The sequence below is a fragment of the Pantoea sp. B_9 genome (assembly GCF_008632015.1).
In the GTDB taxonomy this organism is placed as follows: domain Bacteria; phylum Pseudomonadota; class Gammaproteobacteria; order Enterobacterales; family Enterobacteriaceae; genus Pantoea; species Pantoea dispersa.
In genome coordinates, this window is the sequence record NZ_VWVL01000001.1 from 615,263 (window position 1) to 629,780 (window position 14,518).

At 52.6% G+C, this 14,518-nt stretch carries 16 protein-coding genes and 1 pseudogene; 8 read left to right on the forward strand and 9 right to left on the reverse strand.

The genetic code is table 11. The features are described from left to right. Positions 1-100: 100 nt before the first annotated feature. The 4 genes from flhC to otsB all read right to left on the reverse strand — a co-directional run bounded on the left by flhC (position 101) and on the right by otsB (position 4,279). Positions 101-679 carry a flagellar transcriptional regulator FlhC gene (gene flhC / locus F3I21_RS02895; RefSeq protein WP_021506282.1) on the reverse strand — a complete coding sequence of 193 codons (579 nt, stop codon included), beginning with the start codon at positions 677-679 and terminating at the stop codon, positions 101-103. Next, on the reverse strand, positions 679-1,029 hold the full coding sequence (gene flhD, locus F3I21_RS02900) for a flagellar transcriptional regulator FlhD (RefSeq protein ID WP_021506283.1): 351 nt from the start codon (positions 1,027-1,029) through the stop codon (positions 679-681). The genes flhC and flhD overlap by 1 nt, the downstream gene beginning before the upstream one ends. Positions 1,030-2,057: 1,028 nt before the next feature. Then, positions 2,058-3,494 (reverse strand): alpha,alpha-trehalose-phosphate synthase, encoded by a 1,437-nt coding sequence (gene otsA / locus F3I21_RS02905; protein ID WP_021506284.1) that lies wholly within the window; start codon positions 3,492-3,494, stop codon positions 2,058-2,060. Beyond that, on the reverse strand, positions 3,491-4,279 hold the full coding sequence (gene otsB, locus F3I21_RS02910) for a trehalose-phosphatase (RefSeq protein ID WP_021506285.1): 789 nt from the start codon (positions 4,277-4,279) through the stop codon (positions 3,491-3,493). The genes otsA and otsB overlap by 4 nt, the downstream gene beginning before the upstream one ends. A gap of 354 nt (positions 4,280-4,633) precedes the next feature. On the opposite strand from otsB, the gene umuD reads away from it, so the two are divergent. Further along, a complete protein-coding gene (gene umuD / locus F3I21_RS02915) occupies positions 4,634-5,065 on the forward strand; it encodes a translesion error-prone DNA polymerase V autoproteolytic subunit (protein ID WP_058757656.1) in 432 nt (143 codons plus the stop codon). Here umuD and F3I21_RS02920 read toward each other — a convergent pair. After that, positions 5,062-5,967 carry a LysR family transcriptional regulator gene (locus F3I21_RS02920; RefSeq protein WP_059010384.1) on the reverse strand — a complete coding sequence of 302 codons (906 nt, stop codon included), beginning with the start codon at positions 5,965-5,967 and terminating at the stop codon, positions 5,062-5,064. The genes umuD and F3I21_RS02920 overlap by 4 nt on opposite strands. Positions 5,968-6,102: 135 nt before the next feature. Between F3I21_RS02920 and F3I21_RS02925 the strand changes: the two genes are divergently transcribed. Beyond that, positions 6,103-6,876, forward strand: coding sequence for a DeoR/GlpR family DNA-binding transcription regulator (locus F3I21_RS02925; protein WP_150058263.1), 774 nt, complete (start codon positions 6,103-6,105; stop codon positions 6,874-6,876). Between the two features lie 105 nt (positions 6,877-6,981). On the opposite strand, the gene F3I21_RS02930 is transcribed toward F3I21_RS02925, so the two are convergent. Continuing rightward, positions 6,982-7,635, reverse strand: a complete 654-nt coding sequence (locus F3I21_RS02930) for a hypothetical protein (RefSeq protein WP_058769674.1) — start codon at positions 7,633-7,635, stop codon at positions 6,982-6,984. Between the two features lie 374 nt (positions 7,636-8,009). On the opposite strand from F3I21_RS02930, the gene F3I21_RS02935 reads away from it, so the two are divergent. The 4 genes and pseudogenes from F3I21_RS02935 (at position 8,010) to F3I21_RS02955 (ending at position 10,787) form a co-directional block, all read left to right on the forward strand. Beyond that, entirely contained in the window at positions 8,010-8,300 is a 291-nt protein-coding gene (locus F3I21_RS02935; RefSeq protein ID WP_031279201.1) for a hypothetical protein, read from the forward strand. A gap of 720 nt (positions 8,301-9,020) precedes the next feature. Continuing rightward, positions 9,021-9,824 carry a class D beta-lactamase gene (gene blaOXA / locus F3I21_RS02940; protein WP_150058265.1) on the forward strand — a complete coding sequence of 268 codons (804 nt, stop codon included), beginning with the start codon at positions 9,021-9,023 and terminating at the stop codon, positions 9,822-9,824. Positions 9,825-10,038: 214 nt separating this feature from the next. After that, positions 10,039-10,134: pseudogene (locus F3I21_RS23315) on the forward strand (glutathione transferase GstA); the annotation flags it as partial. 176 nt (positions 10,135-10,310) lie between these two features. After that, positions 10,311-10,787 (forward strand): glutathione peroxidase, encoded by a 477-nt coding sequence (locus F3I21_RS02955; protein ID WP_150058561.1) that lies wholly within the window; start codon positions 10,311-10,313, stop codon positions 10,785-10,787. An 87-nt stretch (positions 10,788-10,874) separates the two neighbouring features. Here the strand turns inward: F3I21_RS02955 and F3I21_RS02960 are convergent, their stop codons facing one another. Beyond that, the gene (locus F3I21_RS02960; protein WP_136547191.1) at positions 10,875-11,405 is read right to left on the reverse strand and encodes a GNAT family N-acetyltransferase; all 531 of its coding nucleotides are present in this window, start codon (positions 11,403-11,405) and stop codon (positions 10,875-10,877) included. Between the two features lie 192 nt (positions 11,406-11,597). Next, positions 11,598-11,924, reverse strand: coding sequence for a helix-turn-helix domain-containing protein (locus F3I21_RS02965; RefSeq protein WP_150058562.1), 327 nt, complete (start codon positions 11,922-11,924; stop codon positions 11,598-11,600). Between the two features lie 205 nt (positions 11,925-12,129). Between F3I21_RS02965 and F3I21_RS02970 the strand changes: the two genes are divergently transcribed. Next, positions 12,130-12,909: an SDR family oxidoreductase gene (locus F3I21_RS02970; RefSeq protein ID WP_150058563.1), complete on the forward strand. Its 780-nt coding sequence runs from the start codon at positions 12,130-12,132 to the stop codon at positions 12,907-12,909. A gap of 265 nt (positions 12,910-13,174) precedes the next feature. On the opposite strand, the gene F3I21_RS02975 is transcribed toward F3I21_RS02970, so the two are convergent. Next, positions 13,175-13,777, reverse strand: coding sequence for a helix-turn-helix transcriptional regulator (locus tag F3I21_RS02975; RefSeq protein WP_059010376.1), 603 nt, complete (start codon positions 13,775-13,777; stop codon positions 13,175-13,177). Between the two features lie 43 nt (positions 13,778-13,820). Between F3I21_RS02975 and F3I21_RS02980 the strand changes: the two genes are divergently transcribed. Beyond that, positions 13,821-14,507, forward strand: coding sequence for a B3/4 domain-containing protein (locus F3I21_RS02980; protein ID WP_141495616.1), 687 nt, complete (start codon positions 13,821-13,823; stop codon positions 14,505-14,507). Positions 14,508-14,518: the final 11 nt, after the last annotated feature.

Here is a 14,518-nt window from a genome sequence, read left to right on the forward strand (position 1 = left end):
AAGTTAAGCCAGAGAGCCGCAGGTGTTATTCGCAGGGTGTGGGCAAAAAAAAAGCAGCGGTATTAACCGCTGCTGGATGCTTTCCACGATGCGAACAAACTTAAACGGCGCGTTTAACCTGTTCATCCAGCAGTTGTGGAAAGGTATCGGCAGAATCTGCAGAAAGTTTACGTCTTTTTACGGCACGTGATGGCGGCTGGCACAGGCTGCAAACAAAGCTGCCCGGCGGCTGATGCGCGTGGTTGATGAAGCTTCCGCCACAGCATTTACAGTCAGACAATTCCAGCATGCCACTTTCAACAAATCGCACCAAGGTCCAGGCGCGGGTCAGCGCCAACAGCGGGCCCTCGTCCGATTGCGGACACTGCTCAAGATACAGGCGATACGCTTTGATAACCGCCTCTACGCCACTGCTCAGCCGGGTTTTCAGCAGAAACTGCCAGGCGTTGCAGAACATCGACGCATGAATATTTTGTTCCCAGGTCATGAACCAGTCGGTAGAGAATGGCAGCATGCCTTTCGGTGGTGGGGCACCACGCAGTTCTTTGTACAGTTTAATCAGGCGACCGCGGCTCAGCTGGGTTTCACTTTCCAGCATCTGCAGTCGTGCGCCCAATGTAATCAGCTCCATTGCCAGCTGAATATCACGCGCTTCCTGAACGATACTTTTTTCGGTCATTACACCGCCCTCTTTTTAGCAGAGACATCATCTTTCGATGCGCTGCGCAATAAACGGCTGGATAATAAAATACCGGTGTGGATTTGCTGCAAATCATCCACACGTGATTCCTGCGTTAAACGGTTAATAAGATTGTGATCGGTAAAGCGGAACTGGCAAACCAGTTGATTGGTTTCCGCTAATTTTACCATCTCAGGTAAAGTCAATTGCTGCAATGCATCCGCCATTGGCTCATCGATACCTAAACGAAACATTGCTGAAGCTTTTTCCTGGTTTATCAAACGCTGTGCAAGCAATAAATATGACAGATTGATGTCATATATGTGTTTTAGTAATTCTGATGTACCCATTTTTTTCCATCCTGATAGACGCGACATATATACGGCCACAGAATTAAGTGTTCTATGGTTCGGGTTGCTGGTTGGTAAATCTAAAGATGGCAAAAAATAATCAGGCATAAGCCAACGCGTACTGAACTGTTTCACTTCCCACCGGGATATTGATCAGTAGTAGTCAAAACTCCAGGCCAATCTTTTCTTGAGTTGTAACCATCTTCCGTGACGTCTGCTTACAGTTTTTTAAGACTAATCCGAAAACAAGGCAAATCTATATCGTCTGATTTCGACATACAACGTGATTGGTATGAAATTTTAGATAAAGTGTGATCTGCGTCACACTTTTAAGGCAAATTTTTCAAGTGAAGCTTCAGTAATGCTTTTCTGTTGTTCTTTTTTTAAGCAATTTTGAAACGTTTCGCTAATATTTCACAGGAAAAGTCTGAATTTTGAAGTGTGTCGCAGATCGCCGCCATGGGACGATCTTTTATCTGCTACGTTGGCTTTAGGCAAAGACAAGACCCCGAAATAAACCAAAAATGCAGCATAAAACACCAAAAATCGCCGTAATTATTCGCTTTTAAATTAATCACTTACAGGGAATATTGCCAAGCAGGACTAATGGCGCTGTGCTAGCGAAGCGTGAAGAGTGGATGCAGCGCGCTTGTGGTGTGTAAAGAGTTTGTAGGGAGGGTTTAGCGAGTCACAAGGGATGTAACAGCACGTTACATTAGCGATATGAATGAATTGACTAACTAACACACTGATGTATTAGAACTATCGGCCTGGCCAGCCAAATCTTTAGGGTCGGAAGGAAAAATTCAGCGTTTCAGTGCTTAACTGGCTTAATTTTAACCAATTCGTGCGTTTTTTGGTGCCGGGTCAGCGGGTTAGCGCTTAACAAAATGAAATCGATTTCATTCGGTGAGGATATCGCGTGAAAACGCTGCGCAGCACGGTCCTGCCTGCGTCGTCTGACGGATACCTCTCCCGCGTACGGGAGAGGCATTGCCTGAGGGGAAAATCGCGCCTTGCGGAGCTAATTACGCCAGCTTCTGAAACGTCGCGACCTTGTTATCGCTACCGTGGCTGGCGCTGCGTGCCGGCAGCGTGTTCAGATCGTTCAGGAAGCTTTCGCGCCAGTGCGAAATGTCCTGCTTACGCAGCACGGCCATCATGTCGTTATAGCGCGAGATACGCTCGGTGCGCGGCATGGTCAGCGCGCGGTCCAGCGCCGCCGCCACATCATCACGATCGTACGGGTTAACGATTAGCGCAGAAGTTAGCTCGTTAGCCGCTCCGGCAAAGCGCGACAGCACCAGCACGCCCGGATCGTCCGGATCCTGCGCCGCGACATACTCTTTCGCCACCAGGTTCATGCCGTCACGCAGCGGCGTAACCAGCCCCACGTCGGTCAGGCGGAAAATCTTCATCAGCAGACGGCGGTCAAAATGCTGGTTGAGATAATAGAGCGGCGTCCAGCCCAGCGTGCCGTATTTACCGTTAATGCGCCCCGCTTCCGTCTCCAGCTGGTGACGAATATCCTGATAGGCCTGCACGTCGCCGCGCGAGGTCGGCGCAATCTGTGAGTAACGGATTTTGCCGCGATGCTGCGGGAAGTTTTCCAGCAGCGCTTCATAGGCAAGGAAACGCTCCGGCAAGCCTTTGGAATAGTCGAGACGCTCACAGGCGATAATATTCTGCAAATCGCCCAGCTCACGCTTCATCGCGGCCATCTTCGGTGGCAGCGGCCCTTCCGCCATCTCTTTAATGCTGTCCGGCTCGATACCGATAGGGTAAACCTCGGTCATAAAGGTATTGCCAAAGGCGCGATGCTTCTTCTCGCCTTTATTCTGCAGCTGCGTCAGCTGGCTCAGGCTGTCGAGAAACGCCACGCGATCGGATTCTGTCTGGAAACCCAGCAGATCGTATTCACACAGCATTTCCAGCAGTTCCTGATGCGGCGGCAGCGCATTGAAAATTTCCGGCGTCGGGAACGGGATATGCAGAAAGAATCCGATTCGGTTATTAATGCCCTGTTTACGCAGTTCAGCGGCAAACGGCAGCAGGTGGTAATCGTGGATCCACAGGATATCGTCCGGCTTGATCAGCGGTTTCAGCCGCTGCGCCAGCAGGGTATTCACGCGGCAGTAGCCTTCCCAGGCTTCACGCTGATACTGCACCAGATCGAGGCGATAGTGGAACGCGGGCCAGATCACCGTATTCGAAAACTGGCAGTAGTACTGATCGTAATCGTTTTGATTGAGGGGGAATGAGGCATAGGTAATGCCGTCTTGTTCGATCTGGGTAAGTTCCTCATCTTCTTCACCGGAAAACTCACTGATCTCTCCGTTCCAGCCAAACCACAATCCTCCGGTGGTCTGCAGCGCATCCAGAATGCCGACGGCGAGACCGCCTGCGTTGGTTTTGCTTCCATCAGGAATAGCGATACGGTTAGATACGACGACTAAACGACTCATAACCTAAACTCCTTACCGACGTTGTCATGTTCTAGTTGTAATAATAGTTGTTCCAGCCAGTGCCAGACCGCTGCCACATCGGGCAGACGATAGCGCGCCTGGCTTGGACCTTCACCGACCTTGACCGAGATGCCGTGCATGGCATTGACTGCAAGAAAGCCTTTCTCATCGGTCAGATCGTCGCCCACAAATACCGGAATGCGACCGGTAAATGGCGCTTCCTGCATAAATTCGCGTACCGCAGCACCTTTATCGATGCCCTGCGGTTTCAGTTCCACCACGCATTTACCTGGCTGCAGCGCCAGCGCCGGAAAGCGGGTTACCGCCTCTTCGGCCAGCTGCATGATGGCGTTTTCATACTCTGGCGCGTTGCGGTAGTGCAGCGCAAAGGCCATGCCTTTCACTTCCAGCAGCGTACCGGGCCACTGGTCAAGGGTCTGCTGCAGTTCAACCTGCAGCGTTTGCGCCACCTCATCGGGCAGCGACTGACGATGCAGATGTCCGCTGGCATCGCGGCGCTCAGCGCCGTGCACGCCCGCCGCCGGGGCTTCCAGCGGCGCGACCAGCTCATCCAGCTGGCTGATCGGACGGCCGGAAACCAGCGCCAGCGCGCCGTGACTTAAATTAGAAATTTGTTGCAGATGCTGGCGCACCGATGCGGGGATGGAAACCGACTCGGGCTGCGACTGAAGCGCGGCCAGCGTGCCGTCAACATCAAAAAAGAAGGCGTAAAGTCCGCCACTTAGCGACGGCAGGGTGCTGTTCTCATTAACCGCAGGGGTCACGTCTCCTCCTGTATCTGAACGTAAACGGGCAGTCTGTTCGCAGGCAGGAAGTGAGGAGGTTTTTCCGTAAACACGGGAATCGAAAGGGTAACGCTCCAGAACTAAACGAAATTTTCATCAACACTGCAACCGCACTACGAACATCGGCAACATTAAGTGTAGACAACAATTGAAGTTTCGCCAGACGGGCGCACAGAGTGCTTAGCGAAGAGTGCACTTTTCAGCGGTTTGCGCGGCAAAAAACTGAATTCTGCTGTTTTTCATACGCTTCGCTTTTTTTACCGCGGGCAGACTTGATCATAGCAAAAATCGCCTGATACTGTATATAAAAACAGTATCTATGGAATATTCGCTATGACGCGTTTCTTTTTGCCACAGCTTTCACCGCCTTCGCGCTCCCGCCCGCTATTCCTTGACGCGGTGCACGGCGGTTTCCCCTCGCCCGCTCAGGACTACATCGAGCGCCAGATTGATCTCAATGAGCTGCTGGTGACCCGCCCGAGCGCCACCTATTTTGTGCGCGTCGAAGGCGACTCGATGCGCGATGCCAATATCCGCGAAGGCGACCTGCTGGTGGTCGACAGCTCACTCAATGCCCGGCACGACGACATCGTGATCGCCGCCATTAACGGCGAGTTCACCGTCAAGCGGCTGCAGACGCATCCCTGCGTACAGCTGATGCCGATGAATCCGCGCTATCAGCCCATCCGGCTGCGTGAAGAGGAGGAGCTGGAAATTTTTGGCGTGGTGACGTTTATTATTTACGCCGCACGCATCCAGCGTTAGCGCATCGTTTCGGCGCGGATCATCTCAATCAGCCGGCGTAAACCCGGGTGCAGCTGGCGACGGTCGGGGTAATACATCACCAGCGGTTCGTCTTCGCTGCACCAGTCCGTCAGCACGCGCACCAGCTGCCCGCTCGCCAGCTGCGCCTGTACGTAGCGCTCCGGGCAGTAGCCGAGACCGTAACCGCCGGCGACCGCATCAATAATCATGTCGCTCTCATTGAGCGTCAGCGTACCCGGCACATCGACCTCATACGCCACCTCGCCCTGCGCCAGCGGCCACTTATACAGCGTGCCATTGCCAAGACGCATGCGAATACAGCGATGGTTGCGCAGATCGTCCGGATGCTGCAGCGGCGGCGCGTCGCGCAGGTAATCGGGGGACGCCACCACAATCCAGCGCAGTTTGGGCGTCAGCGGCATGGCGATCATATCTTTCGGTACGCTGGCGCCGTAGCGGATCCCGGCGTCATAGCCGCTGCCGATGATATCCACCAGATTGTTATCCACCGTAATTTCCAGACTGAGCTCCGGATAGGTCGCCATAAAGCGCGCCAGGATCGGCCGAAACAGCAGCTGCCCGGCATCACGCGGGATGTTCAGCCGCAGGCGGCCGCTGGGTGATTCGCGGTACAGGTGCAGATCGTTCAGCGCCAGCTCAATCTGCGCAAAGCCGGTTTCCAGATGGCGCAAAAAAGCGGCACCGGCGTCCGTCGGCACCACCGCCCGGCTGGTGCGGTTGAGCAGGCGCACGCCAAGACGCGCTTCAAGACTGCGCAACGTGTGGCTGATGGCCGACGTGGTGACCCCCAGTTCCAGCGCGGCGAGGCGGAAACTCTTGCGCCGGCAAATCAGCAGAAAAACATTCAGATCGGCCAGTTCATTACGTTGCAGGGCGGGCATTTTCGTATCTCCTGACTCATTGCCACGTTGAATCTGATTCAACTTCAGATGAGCTATCATAGCGAAGCTGCCGTACCGGACGCTATGCGCGCGTGGCATGGCAGGCAAAACGTCACTTTTAACCCCGAGCTCATCATGCTGCCCGAAGACCGAAAAGACGCTATTTATCGCTACCTGTTTGCGAAACGATCGGCCACCATTCACGAACTGGCCACGCTGATGGCGGTGTCGGCGATGACCATCCGCCGCGATATTAAATTCCTGCAGGACGCCGGCCTGGTGGTCGGCATACACGGCGGCGCCAGGTTGCCTGCCGTGGTCCATCAGGCATTGCCGTATGTGGATAAGGCACAGCTGAACGTGCACGCCAAACAAAGCCTTGGCCGTTATGCCGCATCGCTGGTACAGGATGGCCAGGTGGTCTACCTCGATGCCGGTACCACCAGCTATGAAATTGCGCGTGCGTTAGGCGATCAGGCAAGTCTCACCGTGCTGACTAACGACTTTACGATTGCCGCCTGGCTGATGCGTCACAGCCACATCACGCTATTTCATACGGGTGGCAAAGTCGATAAACGGCATATTGCCAGCGTGGGTGCCATGGCGGCGACCGCCCTTGCCGCGTTCAATATTGATCTGGCTTTCCTCAACGCCAGCGCGTGGGATGTCACGCACGGCCTCTCGACACCCGACGAAGACACCTTGCTGGTGAATCAGGCGGTGCTGGCCGCCTCAGCGCAGCGTTATCTGGTGGCTGACAGCAGCAAATATGGTCGTTACAGCGTGTATTCCGTGTGTAAGCTGCAGCAGCTGGACGGCGTGATCACCGATGACGATTGCCCCTGTGCTGCCGTTGAGGAGATGAAACAGCGTGGTATTCGTCTGCACCGGGTAAATCGCCGCGGCTGAGCGGCTCTCTGCGCATCCCGGTAAAGGCCATTAATTAAAAAGGAGGCGCGAACGCCTCCGGTGGCTACAGGGAAATCACATCGACTATCTCTCGCAGGGCACGGTTTACGGCGTAGGGGCGACTTTAGGATTGGAGCTGAACCAGCCACGGCGATCCTGCCAGTTGCCATATTCATCCACAATCGCCCCTTTACTGTTGGCCATCAGGAAATGATAGCTTTCCAGTTTTTTCAGCGACAGCGTTTCGCCCTGATGCTGAATGACGACATTGTGGCTTTGCACCGGACCAAAACTTTTCGGCGTCGGCGGAATATCCGCTGATGCGGCGCCAATTTCTGAGAAGTTATATACCCAGCCATCGAGGACGCGCCATGATTCATGTTTTGCCGGACGTGCCGGCGGCGCGCTAATCGGCATGTGTCGATGCTCCGGAATCATCTGGTTCGGCAGCAGATACATGGTCATAGCGTAATAACCGTAATCCAGATTATTGACCCAGGTGATGCTGGCCAGGCCAACATGCTGATAATCGCCCAGCCCGAAATCATTGACCCACAGCTGCTGGCGCATGGCCGGCGTCAGCGTATGACCATAAGAGGCGAGCAGTTGCGCTATTGCATCTTTCGCTACCTCTTTCTGGAAGACGCCATTTTTATAGAAATCTTTATTGGTATAAACGTGATGCGGCTGAGCCGCAACGGATGCGGTGGCATTGAGCGCCAGTAAGGCCGCAGCGAACGCCAGAGCAGGTTTTGTCATAATTCACCTCCTGTTTATGACAGCCATGTTGATGCAAATAAAAATTTCACCGGCCGGTAAAACGCAAGGGTGGCCAGCGCGGAGAACAGAGTTGCAGATGGCGATGCAGAGGGGAAATTCATTTAGAGAATCGGATCTATCTAATTATCAGATACGGCTGTGCTTTTTTGTGATTATTAACAAATAATCACAGGCTATTCTGCCCGGTAAAGCATCCAGCTGCTGACGGGCACAATTTATCTGCTGCTAAAGAAATTCTTAAAATGTTGGTTGCGCTCGCAATTGTGACAGGCGCGCGGCCAATTGTGTTTGACCTGCTTTTCACATCAATGCACACTGGCGGGCGTGAAAAACGGCAGATGAAGAGCCAAGAGATGTTGCAGAATTATAGTCAGCGCGTCCATTTCTATTACTGCATTCTGGTTGCGTTAAAACTCTATGTGAACAGCAAGAAATCCGGCGGCGTACGCGGGAAAAATAACTTTTTGCTGAAGTGGTTACGCAACGCGCAAAACAACACCATCTTTCATCCTGATATCACCAGTGAAATTGAATGGCTGCGCGGCAAAATTATCAGCGCCGGACCGGATGCCGATTTAGAACCGATGCTGCAATACGTTTACGAGACAGCAAAACGCGCCGAAACGCTGCGTCTCGGGCCGTAATCGCACGGGCTGCGCATTGCATTACCCCTGTCTGCAGGCAAAAAAAGGGGGCAACGCGCCCCCAACCACTACAATAATTTCATCCCTGACGCCCTGGTGCGGACTCCCTTCCGGCTGGCGCTAATTCTCTTCGCACTGGCTACGCGTTACAGGGTTAGCACCAGCACGCTGATCAATAACCAGCAGCCCGCGCAAAATGCGCCCGCCGCCACCCAGGTTAACGCCCGGGTATTTAAATGACAGACATCGCGTTGCCAACGTTTAACCGGCTGCATAACCACTCCTGAAAATACATTCTCATTATGCCTGGCAGAGGATTGCCGTGAACTGAGGATAAGTTTGTCACGTATTAATATCCCTGACCATCGGATGTGCTTACCGATTGTGTAGGCGCAGGACTACAATCCATTAATTACCGCTTATATCGCCGTCGAGGCGAAAAATGCCGCAGGTGTGCAGATCGCAATAGCGTCTTTTTCGCGCCGTTTGTCATCCGGAAATACGGTTTCGCATCGTTTAGTTTTCCTAAAAAACAGGCGCAGATTAAATCGTTTTTATTTACCCCCGCTCAGGGTTATTAATAAGCACACCGGACGCGATAATTTGCAGATGATAAAGGGATGTGGCGTGACCAGTCTCTTTATGCACGGCCTGACCGCGCTCAGTGCCCTTTCTCAGGGTGTAAATTACGTTAGCATTTAACTTTGGATTCAATCATCAATGAAAACCCGCCTAGCCGTTATGGCCTCTTTTGCTGCGATATTATTTTCACAGCAGGCATTCGCCAAAAACCTGTGTACCCTGATTGTTGACGCTGAATCAGGCAAAGTCTTGCTGGAGAGTGGCAACGACTGCAGTAGAGAAGTCACACCCGCATCCACCTTTAAAATAGCCATCAGCCTGATGGGATTTGATGCCGGCGTGCTGAAAAATGAAAAGGAACCCGCCTGGGATTACCAACAAGGATACCCGGACTGGGGCGGTAAAAACTGGATGAATAAAATCGATCCTACGGCGTGGCTAAAATATTCGGTCTTCTGGTATTCGCAGCAGGTTGTTAAAAAAATCGGGCAACATCGCTTTGAAGACTATGTAAAGGCGTTTGCTTACGGAAACGAAGATGTTTCCGTCGTTGACGTCAGCGCCCCCGGTCAGAATGGGGTGTGGGTTATGTCATCCCTGCAGATCTCACCGGTTCAGCAGATTGGCTTTTTAAGGAAAGTCGTTAACCGTGAGCTGCGCGTAAACAAGCATGCCTATGACATGACAGATAATATTACCCGCTACGACGTCAGCGTTAAAGGCTGGACGGTGCACGGCAAAACAGGAACCGGCTCACCGGGGAAAAATAATCAATACGATCCGCACCATGCCTATGGCTGGTATGTCGGCTGGGCGACCAAAGGCAGGAAAAAAATTGTTTTTGCCAAACTGATTCAGGATGAACAGGTGTTAACACCGAACGCCGGCCTGAGAGCACGTGACGAAGTATTGAAGCAGATGTCGGCGGTCATTGCGCCCTGATGGCATAACACATGGATGCCACGGATTTTTATTAACCTCCCGGTTTTCATGCGGCTGACAGATTGCGCCGAGGCCCTTCATTATGAAACTGACGGTTAGCCAGCCGATGAAGTGACCTCCGGACCGTGGTTTATCTTTCTTTACGCAGCGTCGTCAGCAGTGACTGCGCGGCAACAGAAGACTGACCGGATGGCGAACACACCAGTCCAAACTGACGGTGAATCGCTGGCCTGCGCTACTGGCGTATATGGTACGGATCAATGCGCGCCCTGCTGTGCAGGCGGCACTGATGGCAGAGGCGTCTGAGTGAGACTGGCAGACAGAGTTTTGTGCCGGCGATCAGGCTCTGTCTGCAAGGTTAGATGTCAGTGTTATTGTGACAACGGCGCGCAGAAAGTTATGCTGTGCGCACCAGGCTATGAACCCCGCTATTGGGCCCGCGTGGCAACATCAACATCGAACCTGTGCTGTTTTGAGGACACTGACATGACCCCTTTTTATCAGTTTTCGGCCACCAGCCTGACCGGTCAACCTATCTCTATGGCCGATTATGAAGGCAAGGTGGTTCTGGTGGTGAATACCGCCAGTCATTGCGGCTTCACGCCCCAGTACGCCGGCCTTGAAGCGCTCTATCAGAAATATGCCGCGCAGGGTCTGGTGGTGCTTGGCTATCCCTGCAATCAATTCGGTAAGCAGGAACCGGGAAACGCTGATGACATCTCACAAACCTGTCATGTTAATTACGGGGTGAGCTTCCCGATGTTCGGCAAAGTCGAGGTTAACGGCAGCGCAGCGCATCCGCTATTTCGCTATCTGAAAGCGGAACTCCCCGGCATGCTGGGCGGACGGATTAAATGGAATTTCACCAAGTTTCTCATCGGACGCGACGGCAAACCGCTGAAACGCTTTGCACCGATCACGCCCCCGGAGAAAATGGAAGCCGCGATACTCGCTGCACTTTAAGGTAGAGCGTTACCGGATTCGCAGCATTAATTTTAGAGCACAGCGGAAATTGATGTTATCCGGCGGGAGACAGTGTGCCCCGCATATTTATTTTTTATTCCACTTGTCCTGAGTCAAGGTGAAAAGCAAGCTTGGGGGCGCACTTTTCACATCATGAATTTCTCGTAAGTACTGCAATCCTGCCCTGGTCAGAACTTTTTGCGAGGCCAGATGATTTGCCCGTACTACAGCAGATATTTCAGCCAACTTTATTTCACCAAAACCATAGTCGACCGTATACTTAGCAAACTCTGTCGCCAGCCCTTTTCCCCATGCCTCTGTAGAGAAGCGATATCCAAGGTTATTGATTGATAAATCGGCATAGCTCCTGATGCTGAGTCCGCCAAAACCAATGACTCTCCCCGGATTGTCCGTCAGCGCGATAGCCCAATTACCGAAACCGTACGTTTCCCAGTGCTGAAGCCAGCGAGCCAACACCTGACGTGCATAATCAATATCGGGATACGGACCTGCGGGGTTGAAGGTATTTGTAGCAGGGTCGCCATAAATTCTGAAAAGATCATCAGCGTCAGATTCAATTACCGTTCGTAGATGAAGTCGTGTCGTATCTGCCTGCAAAGAAACCTCCTGAACTTACCGTTTATAAACCACGTTTTCTTACTATTTTATCGCGGGGCAATCACGGGTTCATAACAGGGACGTTAAATTTAATTTTATGAAATTCTCAGTCACTACGAATAAAAGCACGCTTTATACCCTAAACACCAGCCTGAACAGGTTAAATTTGATCAGGCTCAGCGTCCTGGCCGGTTAAGTCGGGCGTTTTTCCGCCCATTTCAGCATGGCATCAAGAGCAGGACAAAGTGCCTGTCCCCATTCAGTGAGTCGATATTCCACTTTCGGTGGCACCTGAGGATACACCATCCGCGACACTATACCGTCGGCTTCCAGCTGTCTCAGTTGTTGCGCCAGCATCTTCTGCGAAATACCGGGAATTAATTTTTCAAAATCTGAATAGCGCTGTACTTTGCCGTCGAACAGATGAAAAAGGATGATTAATTTCCAGCGCCCTTCCAGCAGTTGAACAACCTGCTCCACTCCGCTTGCGGCTGATTCCGGACTGTATAACTTACTCATCATTCAGTAACTCACTTTTTTGTGCGTACTTGTCAATTTAACAGTCTATGTGGAATATGACCGTACTGTAAACAAAGGGAGTACAGGTCTATGCCATTCATATTACCGCTCGCTATTTATGACGACTTCGCGCTCAGCAAGGGTGGCGATATTGCCAGCATTACTGATTATTGTACTGCCACTTCAACAGACCGGAGATTCTCCAATGCCATGTGATCTCGATTTCCACGGTAAACGCATATTGGTCACTGCGGGTACCAAAGGTGTGGGTAAAGCGGTAGTTGGGCTATTCAAACAGCTGGGTGCAACAGTATTAACAACCGCACGCCACGCATCCGCAGAATGTAGGGCAGACGCTTTCGTAACGGCAGACCTGACCACGGTTACAGGGTGTAACTCAGTCGCGGAAGCCGTTCAGACACATCTGGGAGGCGTCGACATCATTGTTCATGTGGCCGGCGGTTCTACCGCACCCGGTGGTGGCTTTGCAGCATTGGGTGAAGAGGAGTGGCAACAGGAGCTCAATCTTAATCTGTTGCCCGCGGTACGTTTAGATCGTGCGTTGTTGCCTGCCATGCTGCAGCAGGGGGACGGAGTGATCATCCATGTCACTTCTATCCAGCGAGAACTGCCCTTACCAGAATCAACCACGGGTTATGCAGCAGCGAAAGCGGCGCTGTCAGCCTACAGTAAAAGCCTGTCGAAAGAGGTTGCGTCGCAGGGGGTTCGGGTGGTTCGCGTGGCACCCGGCTGGATCGAAACCGAAGCTTCAGTGGCCATGGCGGAACGGCTGGCGCAGCAGGCAGGAACAGATTACGAAGGTGGTAAGCAGATCATCATGAAGGCACTTGGCGGTATTCCGCTGGGACGCCCTTCTCAACCCATTGAGGTAGCTAATCTCATTGTCTTCCTCGCATCTTCTTATGCTGCCGCGATCACCGGTACTGAATTTGTCATCGATGGCGGTACTATTCCAACGGTGTAGTCAGATATCCTCATCGACCCATTCGGGTAGCGATCCGGATATTTTATATACCTTAATAAGGCGCCAGCGGCTATGAGATCAAGCCATGTGCGATATCGACCTGGCCGCTGTGTGATATTCCCCGACTCTTTGTCGCTAATATCCGCTCCTCGCTCATGGCGAATACACAGTCCGCGTGGTGGCAGAAACGGACATGAATAGCGAAAACAAAGGATGATTATTGGCGCACAAATCAGGGCTTCTTTGGCCGTCCATTGAAAAACGTTTATGACGCTTTTTCATTTACCGTCATGATAAAGTTCAGCGTGTTTTCTCCCTGGTTTGCGTAGAAGTGTGGAACATCAGTTTTGGCTGTAACGGAAAATCCCGCCGTTACCTGAAATACGCTCTCTTTCACGCCAAGCGTGAGGGTTCCGGATTTTACGTGCAGTAGCTCCAGCGTGCCTGAGGTATGCCCGGGTGATTCAAACTTTTCGCCTGGCCGCATTTCCCACAGCCACAGCTCAAGCATATCGGGTCCACCCGAGCCGGCCAGCAGCCTGGCGCTTCCCCCTTTGTCTCCTGTCCAGAGTTCGGGGATGTCCGTATCAGCGATGATGTGCACATCAGGCCTGGCGCTGACATCAACAAAATCCGCCACGGACACGCCCATGGCAGCAGCAAGCCGGCATAGCAGCGCAATGCTGGGATTAGCCTTGCACCCTTCTATCTCAACCAGCATCCCCTTACTGACACTGGCTTTGCGGGATAACTCATCGAGAGAAATTTTTCTTTGTTTACGAAACTGCTTAATCCGCAGGGATACGGCTTCGTTAACCGTGTTGACATCTGCGCCGGCGAAGGTCACTAAATTGACTTTTTTGGTCATTGGTCGATATTATGAGATAAAATGGTCATTACAGGATTATCGCGTGTTAATCGTATCTGCGTCAATTTCCCCTGAAGTCTATCAAATCGCCCCCGGTTTTCGGGCACTCAGCATCAGTGTACAGGCAGCGCCTGTCGTGAATCCGCACGTCGGGGTAACGGCACTGAAGGCGGCCTGTGAGGCGGTGCTGTCAGATTCCCCCGCCTGGGCTGAATCCCATCTGGCCGCATGGGCCGATGTGTTTCAGAGATTTGGTGCCAAACCCAAACGCACGCCCTGTTCTGCTGATGCGCTACGCAAACGCGTGCTTCGCGATGGCACCCTGCCCGCGCTCGATCCGGTCGTTGATCTTTATAACGCTGTCAGTCTGCGTTATGCCGTGCCCGTAGGGGGAGAAAATATTGCCGCGTACCAGGGCGCACCTCGCCTGACGGTGGCAACAGGCACGGAACCCTTTGATACCATGAAAGAAGGGGTTATGGCGGTGGAATATCCTGCGCCTGGCGAAGTCGTCTGGTGTGATGATGCCGGCGTAACCTGCCGTCGCTGGAACTGGCGGCAGGGAATCAGGACTCGCTTAAGCGTTGAAGCGCAACACATGTGGTTTATTCTGGAAAGTCTGCCGCAGATGCCGCTCGATCAGCTGCATGAAGCAGGAAAGATGCTGACCAACGGCCTGGAAGAAATGATGCCCGGACGGCAGTGTAACGTCACCCTCATCGGCGAGTAACGCCTTTAACT

Bases quoted from the DNA above. Each gene is read 5' to 3' on its own strand.
- F3I21_RS02965 (WP_150058562.1), bottom strand. From the start codon at position 11,924: ATGAGTAAGTTATACAGTCCGGAATCAGCCGCAAGCGGAGTGGAGCAG.
- F3I21_RS02920 (WP_059010384.1), bottom strand. From the start codon at position 5,967: ATGCCCGCCCTGCAACGTAATGAACTGGCCGATCTGAATGTTTTTCTG.
- F3I21_RS02930 (WP_058769674.1), bottom strand. From the start codon at position 7,635: ATGACAAAACCTGCTCTGGCGTTCGCTGCGGCCTTACTGGCGCTCAAT.
- otsA (WP_021506284.1), bottom strand. From the start codon at position 3,494: ATGAGTCGTTTAGTCGTCGTATCTAACCGTATCGCTATTCCTGATGGA.
- F3I21_RS02935 (WP_031279201.1), top strand. From the start codon at position 8,010: ATGTTGCAGAATTATAGTCAGCGCGTCCATTTCTATTACTGCATTCTG.
- flhD (WP_021506283.1), bottom strand. From the start codon at position 1,029: ATGGGTACATCAGAATTACTAAAACACATATATGACATCAATCTGTCA.
- umuD (WP_058757656.1), top strand. From the start codon at position 4,634: ATGACGCGTTTCTTTTTGCCACAGCTTTCACCGCCTTCGCGCTCCCGC.
- F3I21_RS02975 (WP_059010376.1), bottom strand. From the start codon at position 13,777: ATGACCAAAAAAGTCAATTTAGTGACCTTCGCCGGCGCAGATGTCAAC.
- blaOXA (WP_150058265.1), top strand. From the start codon at position 9,021: ATGAAAACCCGCCTAGCCGTTATGGCCTCTTTTGCTGCGATATTATTT.
- flhC (WP_021506282.1), bottom strand. From the start codon at position 679: ATGACCGAAAAAAGTATCGTTCAGGAAGCGCGTGATATTCAGCTGGCA.
- F3I21_RS02970 (WP_150058563.1), top strand. From the start codon at position 12,130: ATGCCATGTGATCTCGATTTCCACGGTAAACGCATATTGGTCACTGCG.
- F3I21_RS02925 (WP_150058263.1), top strand. From the start codon at position 6,103: ATGCTGCCCGAAGACCGAAAAGACGCTATTTATCGCTACCTGTTTGCG.
- F3I21_RS02955 (WP_150058561.1), top strand. From the start codon at position 10,311: ATGACCCCTTTTTATCAGTTTTCGGCCACCAGCCTGACCGGTCAACCT.